Raw genomic sequence first — 15,443 nt, forward strand, 5'->3', positions numbered from 1 at the left:
ACCGTGCGTCCGCAGTGGCGTTCGTCACTACGGGATTACATCGCCGTCCTCTCCGGTTAGCCTTGTTGAAACGTCAATCATTGCGGAGGAAACAAACCATGACGACATCCGTTCGCGACGCGGGACTGACCGCCGGCACCTGGAACCTCGACCCCGTCCACTCCAGCATCGGATTCAGTGTGCGGCACATGATGGTAAGCAAGGTGCGCGGGAACTTCGACGAGTTCACCGGCCAGATCACCATCAGCGACGAGGGCGAGGCCACCGTGGTGGCCGACATCAACGTCGGCTCCATCAACACCGGCAACGACCAGCGCGACGCGCACGTGCGCTCGGCCGACTACTTCGAGGTCGAGACCCACCCCGTCGCCACCTTCCGCTCCACCGGCATCCGCGCCAAGGGCGACGCGCACGTGCTCACCGGCGAGTTCACGCTCCGTGGCGTCACCAAGCCCATCGAGATGGACCTGGAGCTCACCGGCGTCAACCCGGGCACCGGCGACGGCCCCATCGCAGGTTTCGAGGCGTCGACCGTCCTCAACCGCAAGGACTTCGGCATCACGCTCGACATGCCGCTCGACGGCGGCGGCGCGGCCGTGGGCGACAAGATCACCATCAGCATCGACGCCCAGGCCCGGCTGGCCGCCTGACCGGCCCCGACCGTCGGGGGCTCCCATCCCCTCGGCCCCCGACCCCGCCTGCGCGCGGCCCCGGCACCCCGGCGGCCGCGCGCAGGCGTCTGACGAGCACCCCGCCGTCGCCGACTACGGTGGTGCCCGTGAGCGATAACGGAGCACGCACCGGTACTGCGACGCCCGACGGCAAGGCCCCGTGGGGCGCCGTCGTCACCCCCGCGGTCGTCGCAGTCGCCGCCGTGACCGACGCGTGGCTCGTGATCCTGTTCGCCGCGATCGGGCGGCAGTCGCACGACGAGGCGAACGGCGTCGTCGGCGCGCTGTCCACCGCGTGGCCGTTCCTCGTCGGCCTCGCCGTCGGCTGGGTTGTGGTGTACGCCCTGTCCCGCCGCGGCGGACGCACCGTGCGCCCCCAGCGCGCCTGGCCCGCCGGCGTCACCGTGTGGGTCGCGACGGTCCTGTGCGGAATGCTGCTGCGCGCGGTCACCGGAGAGGGCACCGCGTTCGCCTTCGTCATCGTGGCGACCCTGTTCAACCTGCTCACACTGGTGGGCTGGCGGCTGCTGGCGCAGCTCGTCGCGGCGCGCCGACGGTGAGCCCGCGGTGCCCCCGGCGAGCGCATGCGCGCCCCGCCGGATCCGGCGGGGAACCGGCGGTAAGCGCATACGCTCGACCGGCACGCCCGCTCACCGCACGCAGCGCACGCAGCGCCAAGCACCCGCGCAAGCCGGGAATCGCCGCCGCACGGGTCCACATGTCGCGGACATCCGAGGCGTACTCCGGTGCGCGGTGCGCTTCTCGATGGAACGCGGGTAACACTTTCATAACGGTGCACGCCCCGCGCGAACTTGCCGGCAAGGCCCCCGCCGCGCGGCCACCAGTGCCACGCTTGTCCCCATGAGTACCGCGCCCTCGCCCCCGCCCCCGGAGGCCGACCGCTCCGACCGCGCCTTCTTCGGACAGCCGCTGGCGCTGACCAACCTGTTCGGCGTCGAGATGTGGGAACGGTTCTCCTTCTACGGCATGCAGGGGATCCTGCTGATCTACCTGTACTACCAGACCACCGACGGCGGGCTGGGGATCTCGGAGCACACGGCCACCGGCATCGTCGGCGCCTACGGCGGCATGGTCTACATCTCCACGATCGTCGGCGGATGGATCGCGGACCGGGTGCTGGGCTCCGAGCGCACGCTGTTCTACAGCGCCATCCTGGTCATGGGCGGGCACATCGCCCTGTCGGTGCTGCCGGGCCTGCTCGGGGTGGGCGTCGGCCTGGTGCTGGTGGCGTTCGGCAGCGGCGGCGTCAAGGCCACGGCCACCTCCCTCGTCGGCGACCTCTACGACGAGCACGACGAGCGACGCGACGCCGGGTTCTCGCTGTTCTACATGGGCATCAACATCGGCGGACTCGTCGGCCCGCTGCTCACCGGGCTGCTGCGCGACAATGCCGGCTTCCACTGGGGCTTCGGGCTCGCGGCCATCGGCATGGCGCTGGGACTGATCCAGTACACGGTGTTCCGACGCAACCTGCACGGCGTCGGTGCCCGGCCCAGCGACCCGCTCAGCCGCAATCAGCGCCTCGCCTATGCGGGCGGCACCGTCGCCGTCATCGTGATCGTCGCCGTCCTGTCCCTCACCGGAGTCATCACCGCCGACAGGCTCTCGGACATCGTCGTCGGCATCGCCACCGCGGCCACGCTCCTGTACTTCCTCGTCATCCTCGCCAGCCGCCAGGTCACCCGTGTAGAGCGCCGGCGCGTGATCGCGTTCATGCCGATGTTCCTCGCCTCGGTCGTGTTCTGGTCGCTGTTCCAGCAGATCTTCACGGTGCTGACGATCTACAGCGACAAGCGGCTCGACCGCAACCTGTTCGGCTGGGAGTTCCCCGTGTCATGGGTGCAGTCCATCGAACCGGTGTGGGTGGTCGTCGGCGCCGGCGCCTTCGCCGCGATGTGGACGAAGATGGGCGACCGGCAGCCCGCCACACCCATCAAGTTCGCGATGGGCACCGGCGGCATGGGCGTCGCGTTCCTGCTGTTCCTGCTCATGCCGGCGGGACAGAACACCGCGCCGGTGTGGGGGCTCGTGCTCATCCTCGGCATCTTCGCGGCCTCCGAGCTCATGCTCTCCCCCGTCGGCCTGTCGTTGGCGACCAAGCTCGCACCCCGGGCATTCCACACGCAGATGGTGGCGCTGTTCTTCCTCTCGGTGGCGCTCGGCACCGCACTGTCCGGCACTCTGGCCCGCTACTACGACGAGGACAACGAGGCGCCGTACTTCGCCACGCTGGGGCTCGTCGCTGTGGCCGTCGGCGTGGTGCTGGCGGTCGCTTCGCCGTGGATCAAAAAGCTCATGAGCGGGGTGAAGTAGGGGGCGTCACGTCAGGATGAGCACCCCGCCGAGCGCCAGGGCCGCGACGAACACCGTCTGCACCAGGGCGAGGACGAACGGCTTGGGCCCCACCTTCTTCATCGTCGCCACCCGCACGCCGGTGCCCAGCGCGAACATCGCGGCCGTGAGCAGCGCTGTCTCGACGGTCTTGCCCACCGAGAGCACCGGGTCGGGCAGGATCCCCGTCGAGCTGATCGCCACGAACACGATGAACATGACGACGAACAGCGGCACCAGCGGCGGACGCTTCACCGCGGCGGGCGCACCCTCGGCAGCCCCGTCCCCGGCCTCCGCGCCGGCACCTGTGCCCGTATCCACGGAGGCGGCCTGCGCCCTGTCGGCCCGTCGGCGCATGAGCCCGATGGCGGTGAGCACCGGGGCCAGCATGAGCACGCGCCCCAGCTTGACGACGACCGCCACGGCCAGCGCGCCGCCGCCGATCGCCCCACCGGCCGCCACCACCTGGGCCACCTCGTGGATCGACGCGCCCGCCCACAGGCCGCCCTGCTCGTCGGTGATCCCGGTCAGGTCGGTGAGCAGCGGGATCGCCAGGATCATGAGTGTGCCGAAGATGACGACGAGCGCGATGGCGGTGATCGTCTCCTCTTCCTCCGCATCCACCACGCCGTCGGCGGCGGCCACCGCGGCGGCACCGCAGATCGAGAACCCGCAGGCGATGAGCAGGCGCTGGGTCCAAGTGAGGCCCAGCAGCTTTCCCGCCCACATGCCGAAGACGATGCCCAGGCCGACGACCGCCACGATGAGCCCGATGACTCCCCAGCCCAGGTCGAGGATGTCGCCGACCACCAGTTGCAGCCCCAGCAGGGCGACGCCGACGCGCAGCAGCCGCTTGGCCGAGAAGGTCAGCCCCGGCTCGATGCGTTGCGGCAGCGGGACGACGTTGGCGAGCACCGCCCCCAGCACGATGGCGATGAGCAGGGGGCTCACTGTGGGGGTGAACTGACCGATGAGCATCGCCAGGCCGGTGCACACCGCCACGACGGCGAGCCCGGGCAGCGCGTCGCGACCCCACGCCGCGAGGCGCTGCGGCACGGACGGCCTGCCCGCACCTTTCCGGTCGGTGTTCGTGCCCGCGCCACGCGTGGCGCCCGCCGGCTCGCGGGCCCCGGTGTCCACATCTGCTTGCGTCATGCCTCCAGGTTGCTGCGGATCCGCCCCGTCCAGTAGCCCCCGAAACCGGATGGACGCATATCAACACGGCATGTCTCATCCCGGAGGCATACGATCGACGCATGACGAAGGAGTGGCCCGACCTCACGGTGCTCGAGCTGCTCGTCGGCATCGACGACCTCGGCAGCCTGGGCGCCTCGGCCCGTCGCATCGGGATGGCCCAGCCCAATGCCACCCGCCGGCTCCGCGGGCTCGAGCGCAGGCTGGGGCTGCCCCTGCTGGACCGGCAACCCCGCGGTTCCCGCCTCACGCCGCAGGGCACAGTGATCGCGCACTGGGCCCGGGAGCTGCTGGCCGACGCGGAGCGTCTGCTCGACGCCGCATCCGCGCTGCGCGGCGAGCGCGAATCGGAGTTGGGCATCGGCGCGTCGATGACCGTCGCCGAACACCTCGTCCCGTCGTGGCTGGGCGCGTTCCGCGAGCAGCACCCCGACGTGCGCGTACACCTGCGCGTGCAGAACTCCACGGAGGTGGCGGCCGCGGTCCTCGCGGGCGGGCACGACGTGGGCTTCATCGAGTCCCCGCACGTCGCCAAGGGCCTGCACGCGACGGTGGTCGGCCAGGACCGGCTCACCGTGATCGTGCACCCGGATCACCCGTGGGCCCGGCTGCGCCGCCCGCTCACGGTCACCGAGCTGGCCGCGGCCCCGCTGGTGGTGCGCGAGGCCGGTTCGGGCACGCGCACCACGCTGGACGTCGCCCTCGCGGACTTCCCGCGGCCGGCCCCGCTGCTCGAGCTGGGCAGCAGCGCGGCCGTGCGCACCAGCGTGCTCGCGGGCGTGGGCCCCGCGGTCCTGTCGACCCTGGCCACTGCGCCGTGGATCGCCAGCGGCATGCTGCACGAGGTCCAGGTGCAGGACCTGGATCTGCGCAGGACGTTGCGCGCGGTGTGGCGCGCGCCGCGCACCCTGGGCGGCCCCGCCGGCGACTTGGTCAATCAGGCCCGGCGGTCACGGCTGCCGCACTACCTGCCCGAACACTGAGCGCGGGCGACCCGGCGCGGCCTACTCCGACGGCGGCCGCTCCAACCACCGAAGGAACTGGTCGGCCACGATCACCGCGTTGGAGGCGCCGTCGGTGGACGCCACGTAGACGGCGAACGCCAGGTCGCCCTTGATGCCGATGAGCCAGCTGGGCGGGTTGGGCTTGGTGCTGACGACCTGACCGGTCAGCGCGTCGAGCCCCTCATGGCGCCGGAGCGAGGTCAGCGCGCCCGTCTGCACCGATTCGTGCATCAAGGTGCGGTACTTGTCGCGCAGTTCGCCGGGCAGCGCCGGCGGGTCGCCCTGCGGGGCGCCCGCGTCGCCGGCGAACAGCACCGGGTGCGGCAGCGCGCCCACCGAGATGGTCGCGGCCGCCACCGCCATGCCGTACGTGGTGGCGGTGACGCCGTCGTCGCCCGCGTTCCCGGTGCTCACCTCGAGCCCGGGCACCGGAATGTCGACGCCGATGCCGAGCTGGCGCGCCGCCTTCGTGACCGCGTCCTCGTCGTTCTGGTCCACCCCCGCGGCGTCGAGGAACGCCTGGAAGATCACGCCCGGCTCATCGGCCTGTTCGAGCGCGACGATGCCCTCCTCCTGCTGCGCCTGGTTGTTCTGCGCCACGGCCACCAACTGTCCGGTGGACGGCCGGAACGCCACGAGCGCCGCGGGCGGGGCCACCCCCACCACCCCGTTGCGCGCGGCGATCTGCACGTGCGGGTCCACGGAGGTGGCCAGGTCCGGCGGCGGGGGCCCCTGCTCCCCGGCGACGCGGTGGCGGGTGCCGTCCGGGTCGTTGATGGTGACTTCCCACCCCGCGGTGGCGTCGCGGCTGGCCTGCCACCGCGCGGCGATCGCCGAGGTGACCGGCGAGGAGGCCAGCCTGTTGACCAGCACCAGCTGCGGTTCCTCCGCCACCACGACGCCCGGGATCGAGTCCAGGGTGCTCTTGAGCACCGCGTAGTCGCCGTCGCGCAGCGCCACCACGTCCACCGTCTTGCCCTGCGCGTCCGCGAGCTTGGAGGTGAGCGAGGCGTCGGTGACCAGCGGCGCCACCGGGGCGAGCGCCGCGGCGAGCCGCCGGGCGGTCTCCGCCGGATCGCGCACCTGCGCCGGGTCGAGGCGCACCTCGTGCACGTTCTGTTCCTGCATGTAGGGCGCACCCGCGGCGTCGAGCACCGTGGGCGGCGCGGCGTCGGTGCGGTTCAGGTGCACCGTCTGGCCCACACCCAGATTGGGCACCATCAGGCTCGGCGACCACACGATCCGCCAGCCGATCGAGAGCTGGGTGAGCTGCCCGTCGGTGGTGTACCGCCAGGTCCGGCCGTCGCCGAAGTCCCACTTGGCCTCGAGGCTGACGTTGCCGGACCGGCCGCCGGTGGTCGCCACCTGTTCGATCGAATAGTCGATGTCCTCGGCCGGAAGGTCGGCGAGCATCTGCTCGATCACCGGGCGCGCGGCCGCGGGGTTGTCGGTGAGATTGGCGGCCGACGCCGCATTGCGGCTGTTCATCGACGCAGTGAACTGCCGGACGATGTTCTCCGCCGACGACGGGGTGTCCGCACACGCGACGAGGCCCGCCACCAGCGCCGCCGCCACCGCCAGTACCGCGAGTGCGCGGCGCCTGCTCCCCCGGGTTCCCACCGTCGATGTCCTCCTCACGCCACGATTGTCCTATGCCCGTGCCCTTCTGCAGGTGCAGGGTGCCCGGGCGGTGTGCAGAACACCATCGTCACCTGCATGTTCCCCCGCCCGACGGCGTGGCGCGGCGTGTTTCGCGGTATGCGCGTCCGGTTCAGGCCCCGAAGGTGGCGTCCAGCGCGTGGCGGATGTCCTCCACCAGGTCCTCGGTGTCCTCGATCCCGGCGGAAAACCGCAGGTGACCGTACTTCCGAAACTCCTCCGGGTACGGCGCCGTGCGCGGCCCGTCGCCGGAGACGTGCACGATCAGCGACTCGTCGTGGCCCAGCGACACCGCCGAGGTGACGATACGCAGGTGGGAGACGAACCGGTTCTGCGCGTCGGAGTCGCCGTCGACCGCGAAGGCCAGCATGCCGCCGAATCCGCCGCGCATCTGCCGCGCGGCCAACTCGTGCTGCGGGTGCGACGCCAGCCCCGGGTAGTACACGTAGGCGACCCGCTCGTCCGCCTCGAGCAGCTCCGCCACCGCCTGCGCGTTGGCGCAGTGCTGCCGCATGCGCAGCGGCAGGGTGGTCGCCCCGCGTCCGATCAGCCACGCGTTGAACGGGCTGATCACGCCGCCGACGTCGACCATCGCGTCCGCCTTGATCGGTTCGATCAGCTCACGCGACCCCAGCACCGCGCCGCCCATCGCGTCGCCGTGCCCGTTGATGTACTTGGTGAGCGAGTGCACCGCGAAGTCGGCGCCCAGTTCCAGCGGCCGCAGCAGCAGCGGCGTGGCGAACGTGGAATCGACGGAGACGAGCGCGCCGGCCTCGTGCGCGATGGCCGACACCGCCGCGACGTCGGTGATCTTGGTGGTGGGGTTGGCGGGCGTCTCCAGGTGCACGAGCCGCGTGTTCGGCCGGATCGCCGACCGCACCGCCTCCGGGTCTGCGATGTCGACGAAGTCGGCCTCGATGCCGTACTTGCGCGGCAGCAGGTCGGAGAACAGCCGGAAGATCGCCTCGTAGCTCACGTCCGCCACCACCACGTGGTCGCCTGCCTGCAGGTGCGTGAAGAAGATCCCGTGCAGCGCGGCGACGCCGCTGGCGAGCACCACCGCGTCCTCCGCCCCCTCGAGTGCGGCCAGCTTGCGCTGCAGCGCCAGCTGGTTGACACCGCTGTTGCGGGTGTAGAACGGCACGTCGGTGCCCGACCAGCTCATCTGCGACGGGTCGTAGGGCAGGGCGTACGAGTTGGCCAGCACCAGCGGGGTGCGCACCGCGCCCGTGCCGCCGTCGATCTCGTTGCCCACGTGCACGGCCGTGGTCATCGGCCCGGCCTGCGCGCCCGGCGGCATCGTCCCGGATCCGTAGCACCGCGCCGCGGCGGGAGAATCGGGGCCGGAGCCGGCAGCGGTATCGGGGGCGGCGGATGCATGCGTGTCAGGGTCGTCGGCGTTCACGCGACCAATCTATGCCCGGCCGCCGTGCGGACGTGCGGGCCCGGGGGCCGCGGCGGACATGGCGGACGTCCAAGTCCGGGTCCGCCGGCCCTGCGGGCGGGCGCGCGATGTGTCGTCTATTACAGAACCCGAATCGCTACCGGCGGGTACGCCGCCGGATACCCGTCGGTAGCGATTCCCGTACCTACCGGTAACAATTCCACTACCCATTGGTAGGCGATTTCGAAACACGTCGGACCCAGCTGAAACGGCAGTTCACAGACATTCTTGACACAGCCTGAGGCGCCCGCCCCGCGCCCATATCGAACGTGTTGCGGCGCCGATTGCGCAATCGGACTCAGATATGACACGCGCCACGGGAATGTGCATTATTGATGTGGTCTCCCGCGCCGGCGGCCCGGTCCGGCCGCATCGCGGTGCCCGGGCGCACCGGCTCTCTGGCCCGCCCGGGGCCCCTGCGGGGGCCGATACGCCGTCGACGGCGGGCGGATCCCCGACAATGGCGGGAGCGCGCGGACCGCCGGGGGTGCGGCCACCGGCGGGCCCGCAGGCGATCCTGCGGAACACGGCGGGGGACGCCGACGGGGACGGGCACAGCACACCCGCCATGCGGGACCAGGACAGGGCGACGACGAGAGCGATGGTTCAGATGACGACGATGTTCAAGCGGATTGCGGTAGTGAACCGAGGCGAGTCTGCAGTACGCCTCATCCGCGCCGTGCGCGAGCTCAACGCCGAGCACGGTTACGGCATCCAGTCGATCGCCATGCACACCGACGCCGAGCGCCGCGCGATGTTCGTCCGCCAGGCGGACGACGCCGTCTGCATCCGCCCCACCGGCACCGGCAACGCCTACCTGGACCACGAGGCCCTCGCCGACGCGCTGCGCCGCTGCGGGGCCGACGCCGTCTGGGTGGGCTGGGGCTTCGTCGCCGAGGACCCGGCCTTCGCCGAGCTGGTCCGGTCCATGGGCATCACGTTCATCGGCCCTTCGCCGGAGGCGATGAAGCTCCTCGGCGACAAGGTCGAGGCCAAGCTGCTCGCCGAGAAGGTCGGCGTCCCCGTCGCCCCGTGGAGCGGCGGCCCCGTCGACACGCGCGCGGACGCCCGCCGTCACGCCCAGGCCATCGGCTACCCGCTGATCATCAAGGCGCGCAGCGGCGGCGGCGGCCGCGGCATCCGCAAGGTCTACGCCGAGGACGAGCTGGAGCTGGCCCTCGAGCGCACCCAGGGCGAGGCAGAGCGGTCCTTCGGCGACCCGGTCGTGTTCATCGAGCGCCTGGTCACCGACGCCCGCCACGTCGAGGTGCAGGTGATCGCGGACAAGCACGGGTCCGTGTGGGCGCCGGGCGTGCGCGACTGCTTCCATCCAGCGCCGCAACCAGAAGGTCATCGAGGAATCCAGCTCGGTGCTCATGACCGAGGAGCAGAAGGACCACCTGCGCACGGTGTCCGCCGACCTCGTCCACGCCGCCGGCTACCACGGCGCGGCCACCGTCGAGTACCTCTACCAGCCCAGCCAGCAGATCTTCACGTTCCTCGAGGTGAACACCCGCCTGCAGGTGGAGCACCCGATCACCGAGATCACCACCGGCCTCGACCTGGTCAAGATGCAGATCCTCACCGCCGCGGGCGAGCCGCTCGAAGGCGACTGCCCGCCCGAGTTCGGGCACGCCGTCGAGGCCCGGCTCAACGCGGAGGACGCGGAGAACGGCTTCGCCCCCGCACCCGGCACGGTCAAGCTGTGCAAGTTCCCGCTGGGATCCGGCCTGCGCGTGGACACCGGCATCGCCCAGGGCGACGTCATCCCGCCCGACTACGATTCGATGGTCGCCAAGATCATCGCCTGGGGACACGACCGCGACGAGGCCCTCGCACGCCTGCGCACCGCGCTGCGCGAGACCACGGTGGTCCTCGACGGCGGCACCACCACCAAGTCGTTCCTGCTGGCCCTGCTCGACGAGCCCGACCTGCTCAGCGGCGCGGCCGACACCGGCTGGCTGGACAAGACAGGCGCCGGCGTGGGCGGCGAGCCCGGCGCGACCGCCGAGGTGGCGCTGCTCGCCGCCGCCGTGCACGCCTACGACGTCGAGGAGTCCGTCGAGCGCACCAACTTCCTGTCGTCGGCCCGCGGCGGCCGCCCCCGCGCCTCGCACACCATCGGCCGCACCGTGGAGCTGAGCTACCTGGGGGCCGGCTACAAGCTCACCGTCGGCCAGATCAGCCCGCGCACCTACCTGATCGAGGGCGAACACGGCGAGGTCGAGGTGGGTGTGGACCGGCTGGGGCTCTACGAGTCGCGTCTGGACGTGCACGGACGCCGCCACCAGGTGGTCACCGTGGCCGGGCCCGCCCAGTACCTCGTGGAGGTCGACGGCGTCAGCCACCAGATCAGCCAGGACGAAGCCGGCGTCGTCCGCGCGCCCGCGCCGGCCGTCGTCGTCGCCGTGCCCGTCGCGGCGGGCGACCTGGTCGAGGCCGGCGACCAGCTCGTCGTCCTCGAGGCGATGAAGATGGAGACTTCCGTGCGCGCGCCCATCGCCGGTCGCGTCGGCGAGGTCGTCGCCACCGTCAACTCGCAGGTCGACGCCGGCGCGCCCCTGATCCGCATCGAACCGGAAGGCGAGGAGGGCGCTGCGGCCGCCGCGGCCCCGCGCATCGCGTTCACCCCGTCCGCCGTCGACTCCGCCGCGCACGACCCCCGCGAACGCGCCCTGCACCTCATCGATGTCATGGCCTCGATGATCACCGGCTACGACGTGCCCGGCGAACGCGCGCAGGCGCTGCTGGACGAGTACCAGCGGCTGCGCGCGGGGCTGGCCGCCGACGACTCCGCCATCGTCGACGCGGAGCTCAACCTGCTCACCACGTTCGCCGACGTGTGCGAACTGTCCCGCAACCGGCCCACCTACGAGGAGGAGTCCGGCGACGAGTCGGTCCACAGCCCCCGCGAGCACTTCCACACGTTCCTGTACTCGCTGGACGCCGAGCGCGAGGGCCTGCCCCCGTCGTTCCAGGACAACCTGGCCCGCGCGCTGCGCCACTACGGCGTGACGCCCAAGGAGGTCGAAAGCGACGCGTCCGACCGCCAGGGGCAGACCCTCGAAGAGGCCGTCTACCGCGTGTTCCTCTCGCTGCAGCGCACCGAGAACCAGATCCCGGTGGTCGCGGCGCTGCTCGAGCGCTGGCTCAGCGACGCCGCGGGTTCGGCCCGCCCGGCCGATTCGGGCGCCGCCCACGACGCCGCCGACCCGCTGGCCCCGGCCGACGCGGACGCTGCCGCCACCGCGCCCGAGCAGCTGGCCGAGGTGCTCGACCGCCTCATCGTCGCCACGCAGCTGCGCTACCCCGTCATCGGCGACGCGGCGCGCAACCTGCGGTTCCGGCTGTACGACCAGCCGCGCATCGCGCAGACCCGGCAGGATTCGTTCGACCGCATCCGCGGCGTGCTCGCCCGGCTCGCGGAGAACCCGCGCGCCACCGACTACACCCGCCGCATCGCGCGCCTGATCTCCACGCCCGAGCCGCTGACGGACCTGCTCGCCGCGCACGTGGCGCGCGACGCCGCCGAGGCCGGCCCGCTGCTCGACGTCATCACCCGGCGCTACTACGACATCCGCCACCTGACCGGGGTGGAGCTCACCAGCCGCGGCAGCCACCACTTCGTCACCGGCTCCTACACGCTGCAGGGCGACACCCTGCGTCTGGTGTCGGCGCTCGGCTCGCACGACACGATCACCGAGCTGCTCGACGAGGTCGACGGGATCACCGCCGGGATGTACCAGGACGGCGAGGACGGCGCCCGCACGGACACCCTCGTCACCGACCTCTACCTCACCTGGCCGGAGCCCATCACCGATCCGGACGCCGTGGGCGAGGAGCTCCGCGGCCTGCTGGCGTCGCGGCGGACCACCGGCGACTGCCGGCGCGTCACCTTCACCGTGTGCTCCGACGCGGGCCCCAACCACCAGTACACGTTCCGCCCCGACGCCGACGGCGCCCCGCAGGAGGAGGCCGTCATCCGCGACCTGCACCCGCTCACGGCGCAGCGGCTGGACCTGTGGCGGCTGAAGAACTTCGTGGGCACTCGCATGGCCGCCGCCCCCGGGACCTACCTGTACCACCTGGAGGGGCGCGAGAACCCCAGCGACGAGCGGCTCATCGCCCTCGCCGAGGTCCGCGACGCCACGCCCGAGCTCGACGCCGCCGGCGAGGTCGTCGGCATGCCGGAGATCGAGCGCACGCTCACCGCGTGCCTGGACGGCATCCGCCGGGCTCAGGGCGCGCGGGCCGGCAAGCGCCGGCTCGACGCCAACCGCGTGGTCCTCTACATCTGGCCCACCATCACCCTGGCCCCCGACCGCATCGAGAAGATCGCCCGCAACATCGCGCCCATCACCCAGGGCGCGGGCATCGAGCAGATCATCCTCATGGCGTCGATCAGCGACGCCACCGACGCCGGCGCCGGGCAGGCCGGAACGCGCGACGTCGCCGTCCGGTTCTCCTACCGTTCCGGCGCGGGCGTGGTCATGTCCATCACCGAGCCGCCCGCCGCGCCCATGCAGCCGGTGTCCTCCTACACCCAGAAGGTGCAGCGCTCCCGGGCGCGCGGCACGGTGTACCCGTACGAGCTGATCCCGCTGCTCACCGGCCCCGACGGCAGCTTCGTCGAACACGACCTGGCCGACGACGGCACGCTCACGCTGGTGCCCGTGGACCGCCCGTACGGCGAGAACAAGGCCGGCGTCATCACCGGCGTCGTCACCACCCCCACCGCGCGGTACCCGGAGGGCGTCCGGCGTGTCGCCCTGTTCGGCGACCCCACCCGGGCACTCGGCACCGTCGCGGAGGCCGAATGCGCCCGCGTGGTCGCGGCGCTGACACTCGCCGAGGAACTGGGCGCCCCCGTCGAGTGGTTCACCCTGTCCTCCGGCGCCACGATCGCCATGGACTCGGGCACCGAGAACATGGACTGGGTGTCGCGGGCGCTGCGCAAGATCGTCACCTTCACCCAGAACGGCGGCGAGATCAACGTCGTCGTCGCCGGCATCAACGTGGGCGCCCAGCCGTACTGGAACGCCGAGGCCACGATGCTCATGCACACCAAGGGCATCCTGGTGATGACCCCGGACAGCGCCATGGTGCTCACCGGCAAGCAGTCGCTGGACTACTCCGGCGGCGTGTCCGCCGAGGACAACTTCGGCATCGGCGGCTACGACCGCGTGATGGGGCCCAACGGCCAGGCCCAGTACTGGGCGCCCAACCTCAGCGCGGCCTGCGAGGTGCTCGCCGCCCACTACGCGCACTCCTACACCGCGCCCGGCGAACGCTTCCCCCGGCGCGCCGCCAGCACCGACCCGGCGGACCGCGACGTGCGCAGCTATCCGCACGTGCACCCGGGCAGCGACTTCGCCACCGTCGGCGAGATCTTCTCCGCAGAGAAGAACCTCGAGCGCAAGAAGCCGTTCGACATCCGCACGGTCATGCGCGCCGTCGTCGACCAGGACCACGCGCCGCTCGAACGCTGGGCCGACATGAAGGACGCCGACACGTCCGTCGTGTTCGACGCACACCTCGACGGCAACCCGGTGAGCGTGATCGGCATCGAGTCGCGGGCCATCCCCCGCAAGGGCTGGTTCCCCGCCGACGGGCCCGACACCTGGACCGCCGGCACCCTGTTCCCCGCCTCTTCGTGGAAGACGGCGCGCGCCATCAACGCGGCGTCGGGCGTGCGGCCCATCGTCGTGCTGGCCAACCTGTCCGGATTCGACGGCTCGCCCGAGTCGCTGCGCAACCTGCAGCTGCAGTACGGCGCCGAGATCGGCCGGGCCATCGTCAACTTCGACGGGCCCATCGTGTTCTGCGTGGTCTCCCGGTACCACGGCGGTGCCTTCGTCGTGTTCTCCGGCGCGCTGAACGACAACATGGAGGTGCTCGCCGTCGAGGGCTCCTACGCTTCGGTGCTCGGCGGCGCCCCCGCCGCGGCCGTGGTGTTCACCCGCGAGGTCAACAAGCGCACCAAGGCCGACGAGACCGTGCGCCGGCTGGAGGCCGAGCTGGAATCGGCCACCACCGAGGCCGAGCAGGCACGGATCGGCGTCGAGCTGTCCGCCGCCTGGGCCGAGGTGCGCTCCGCCAAGCTCGGCGAGGTGGCCTCCGAGTTCGAGGCCGTGCACAACATCGAGCGGGCCCGCGAGGTGGGCTCGGTGCACACCATCGTCACCGCCGAGCAGCTGCGGCCGCAACTCATCGCGGCCGTCGAACGCGGCATGAAGCGGGCCGGCGAGCAGTAGCGGCGTCCGCATAGCGGCGGCCCCGGGGACCTCGGTTCCCGGGGCCGTTGCCGTCAGTCGGGCACCGCAAGGTCGACCAGCAGCACCTCGTTCCGCACGGCCGAGGTGTCTTCGCCGGGGGGCCGATAGTGATGCAGTGTCGGCGGCGGCTCCGCGAGCTCATAGATCCATTCCGCGCCCGGCGCCGGCTCCATCCGGATCCAGCCCTCGCGCTTGAGCTCCCAGTCGATGAGCATCGACACGAGGCGCAGCCGCGTCACCTCGCCGAACGTCGCGAACCCGGGGGTCGGTGGGAGTGCGTCACGCCTGCCCGGCCGGGGGTTCGTCGTGGCCAGCACCCGCACCGCGCCGTGCATCGTCAACGACAGGGGGACGGGGGCCGCCGTCTCATACCGGACCCGCAGGCCGCCGCTGGACGCGATCGACGGTTGCACCGCGACGCGCTCCTGCATGTCGCGGCCACCCAGCATCATCACCGGATCCTCGTCCGCGGGCCGCAATGCCGTGGTGATGCGCCACCCCGGCTGCAGCGCGCTCCACCACCGTCCCATCGACTCATTCCAGACCAGTTCCCAGCACACGCGCTCACCCACGGCCGGGGGCAGCGAGTACGAGTACTGCACGGCGTCGAACACCGCGGGGACGATCATCGCTGCAGTCTGTCAGAAGTCTGCCGGAACCGCTTTTCTCACAGGTTGCTCACAGCCTGCGCACAGTCGGTTGCGAATTCCCCGCGTTATCGTTCCGGCATCGGCCGCATACGCCGCAGGACCGGGCTCGGCGACTCGCGTGCACAGAGCGCCCGCCTCGATGTTTCACGGGGAACATCGCCGCCCCCGGTCCCGGAGTCGGCGCGCGGCGACGG

At 71.7% G+C, this 15,443-nt stretch carries 8 protein-coding genes and 1 pseudogene; 5 read left to right on the forward strand and 4 right to left on the reverse strand.

Annotation, left to right across the window (positions count from 1 at the left end):
- Positions 1-98 precede the first annotated feature (98 nt).
- From H4F70_RS18150 to H4F70_RS18160, 3 genes are all read left to right on the forward strand, one after another.
- Positions 99-650, forward strand: a complete 552-nt coding sequence (locus tag H4F70_RS18150) for a YceI family protein (protein ID WP_182358226.1) — start codon at positions 99-101, stop codon at positions 648-650.
- Between the two features lie 128 nt (positions 651-778).
- Positions 779-1,231: a DUF3054 domain-containing protein gene (locus H4F70_RS18155; protein WP_182358227.1), complete on the forward strand. Its 453-nt coding sequence runs from the start codon at positions 779-781 to the stop codon at positions 1,229-1,231.
- A gap of 301 nt (positions 1,232-1,532) precedes the next feature.
- Entirely contained in the window at positions 1,533-3,005 is a 1,473-nt protein-coding gene (locus tag H4F70_RS18160) for a peptide MFS transporter (RefSeq protein ID WP_182358228.1), read from the forward strand.
- Between the two features lie 6 nt (positions 3,006-3,011).
- On the opposite strand, the gene H4F70_RS18165 is transcribed toward H4F70_RS18160, so the two are convergent.
- Positions 3,012-4,001 carry a YeiH family protein gene (locus tag H4F70_RS18165; protein WP_235681601.1) on the reverse strand — a complete coding sequence of 330 codons (990 nt, stop codon included), beginning with the start codon at positions 3,999-4,001 and terminating at the stop codon, positions 3,012-3,014.
- Between the two features lie 278 nt (positions 4,002-4,279).
- Between H4F70_RS18165 and H4F70_RS18170 the strand changes: the two genes are divergently transcribed.
- Positions 4,280-5,200, forward strand: a complete 921-nt coding sequence (locus H4F70_RS18170) for a LysR substrate-binding domain-containing protein (RefSeq protein ID WP_182358230.1) — start codon at positions 4,280-4,282, stop codon at positions 5,198-5,200.
- A 21-nt stretch (positions 5,201-5,221) separates the two neighbouring features.
- On the opposite strand, the gene H4F70_RS18175 is transcribed toward H4F70_RS18170, so the two are convergent.
- Together H4F70_RS18175 and H4F70_RS18180 are read right to left on the reverse strand one after the other, a co-directional pair.
- Complete coding sequence (locus H4F70_RS18175) at positions 5,222-6,859, reverse strand: NTF2-like N-terminal transpeptidase domain-containing protein (RefSeq protein WP_182358231.1); 1,638 nt, start codon at positions 6,857-6,859, stop codon at positions 5,222-5,224.
- A gap of 133 nt (positions 6,860-6,992) precedes the next feature.
- Positions 6,993-8,180 (reverse strand): trans-sulfuration enzyme family protein, encoded by a 1,188-nt coding sequence (locus H4F70_RS18180; protein WP_182360515.1) that lies wholly within the window; start codon positions 8,178-8,180, stop codon positions 6,993-6,995.
- 763 nt (positions 8,181-8,943) lie between these two features.
- On the opposite strand from H4F70_RS18180, the pseudogene H4F70_RS18185 reads away from it, so the two are divergent.
- A pseudogene (locus H4F70_RS18185) lies at positions 8,944-14,578 on the forward strand (ATP-binding protein).
- 53 nt (positions 14,579-14,631) lie between these two features.
- Here H4F70_RS18185 and H4F70_RS18190 read toward each other — a convergent pair.
- Entirely contained in the window at positions 14,632-15,228 is a 597-nt protein-coding gene (locus tag H4F70_RS18190) for a hypothetical protein (RefSeq protein ID WP_182358232.1), read from the reverse strand.
- Positions 15,229-15,443 lie beyond the last annotated feature (215 nt).

The organism is Tomitella gaofuii (assembly GCF_014126825.1).
Lineage (GTDB): Bacteria > Actinomycetota > Actinomycetes > Mycobacteriales > Mycobacteriaceae > Tomitella > Tomitella gaofuii.

Excerpts from the sequence above, each read along its gene's own strand:
- H4F70_RS18150 (WP_182358226.1), top strand. The coding sequence starts at position 99 with ATGACGACATCCGTTCGCGACGCGGGACTGACCGCCGGCACCTGGAAC.
- H4F70_RS18160 (WP_182358228.1), top strand. The coding sequence starts at position 1,533 with ATGAGTACCGCGCCCTCGCCCCCGCCCCCGGAGGCCGACCGCTCCGAC.
- H4F70_RS18165 (WP_235681601.1), bottom strand. The coding sequence starts at position 4,001 with ATGCTCATCGGTCAGTTCACCCCCACAGTGAGCCCCCTGCTCATCGCC.
- H4F70_RS18170 (WP_182358230.1), top strand. The coding sequence starts at position 4,280 with ATGACGAAGGAGTGGCCCGACCTCACGGTGCTCGAGCTGCTCGTCGGC.
- H4F70_RS18180 (WP_182360515.1), bottom strand. The coding sequence starts at position 8,180 with ATGCCGCCGGGCGCGCAGGCCGGGCCGATGACCACGGCCGTGCACGTG.
- H4F70_RS18190 (WP_182358232.1), bottom strand. The coding sequence starts at position 15,228 with ATGATCGTCCCCGCGGTGTTCGACGCCGTGCAGTACTCGTACTCGCTG.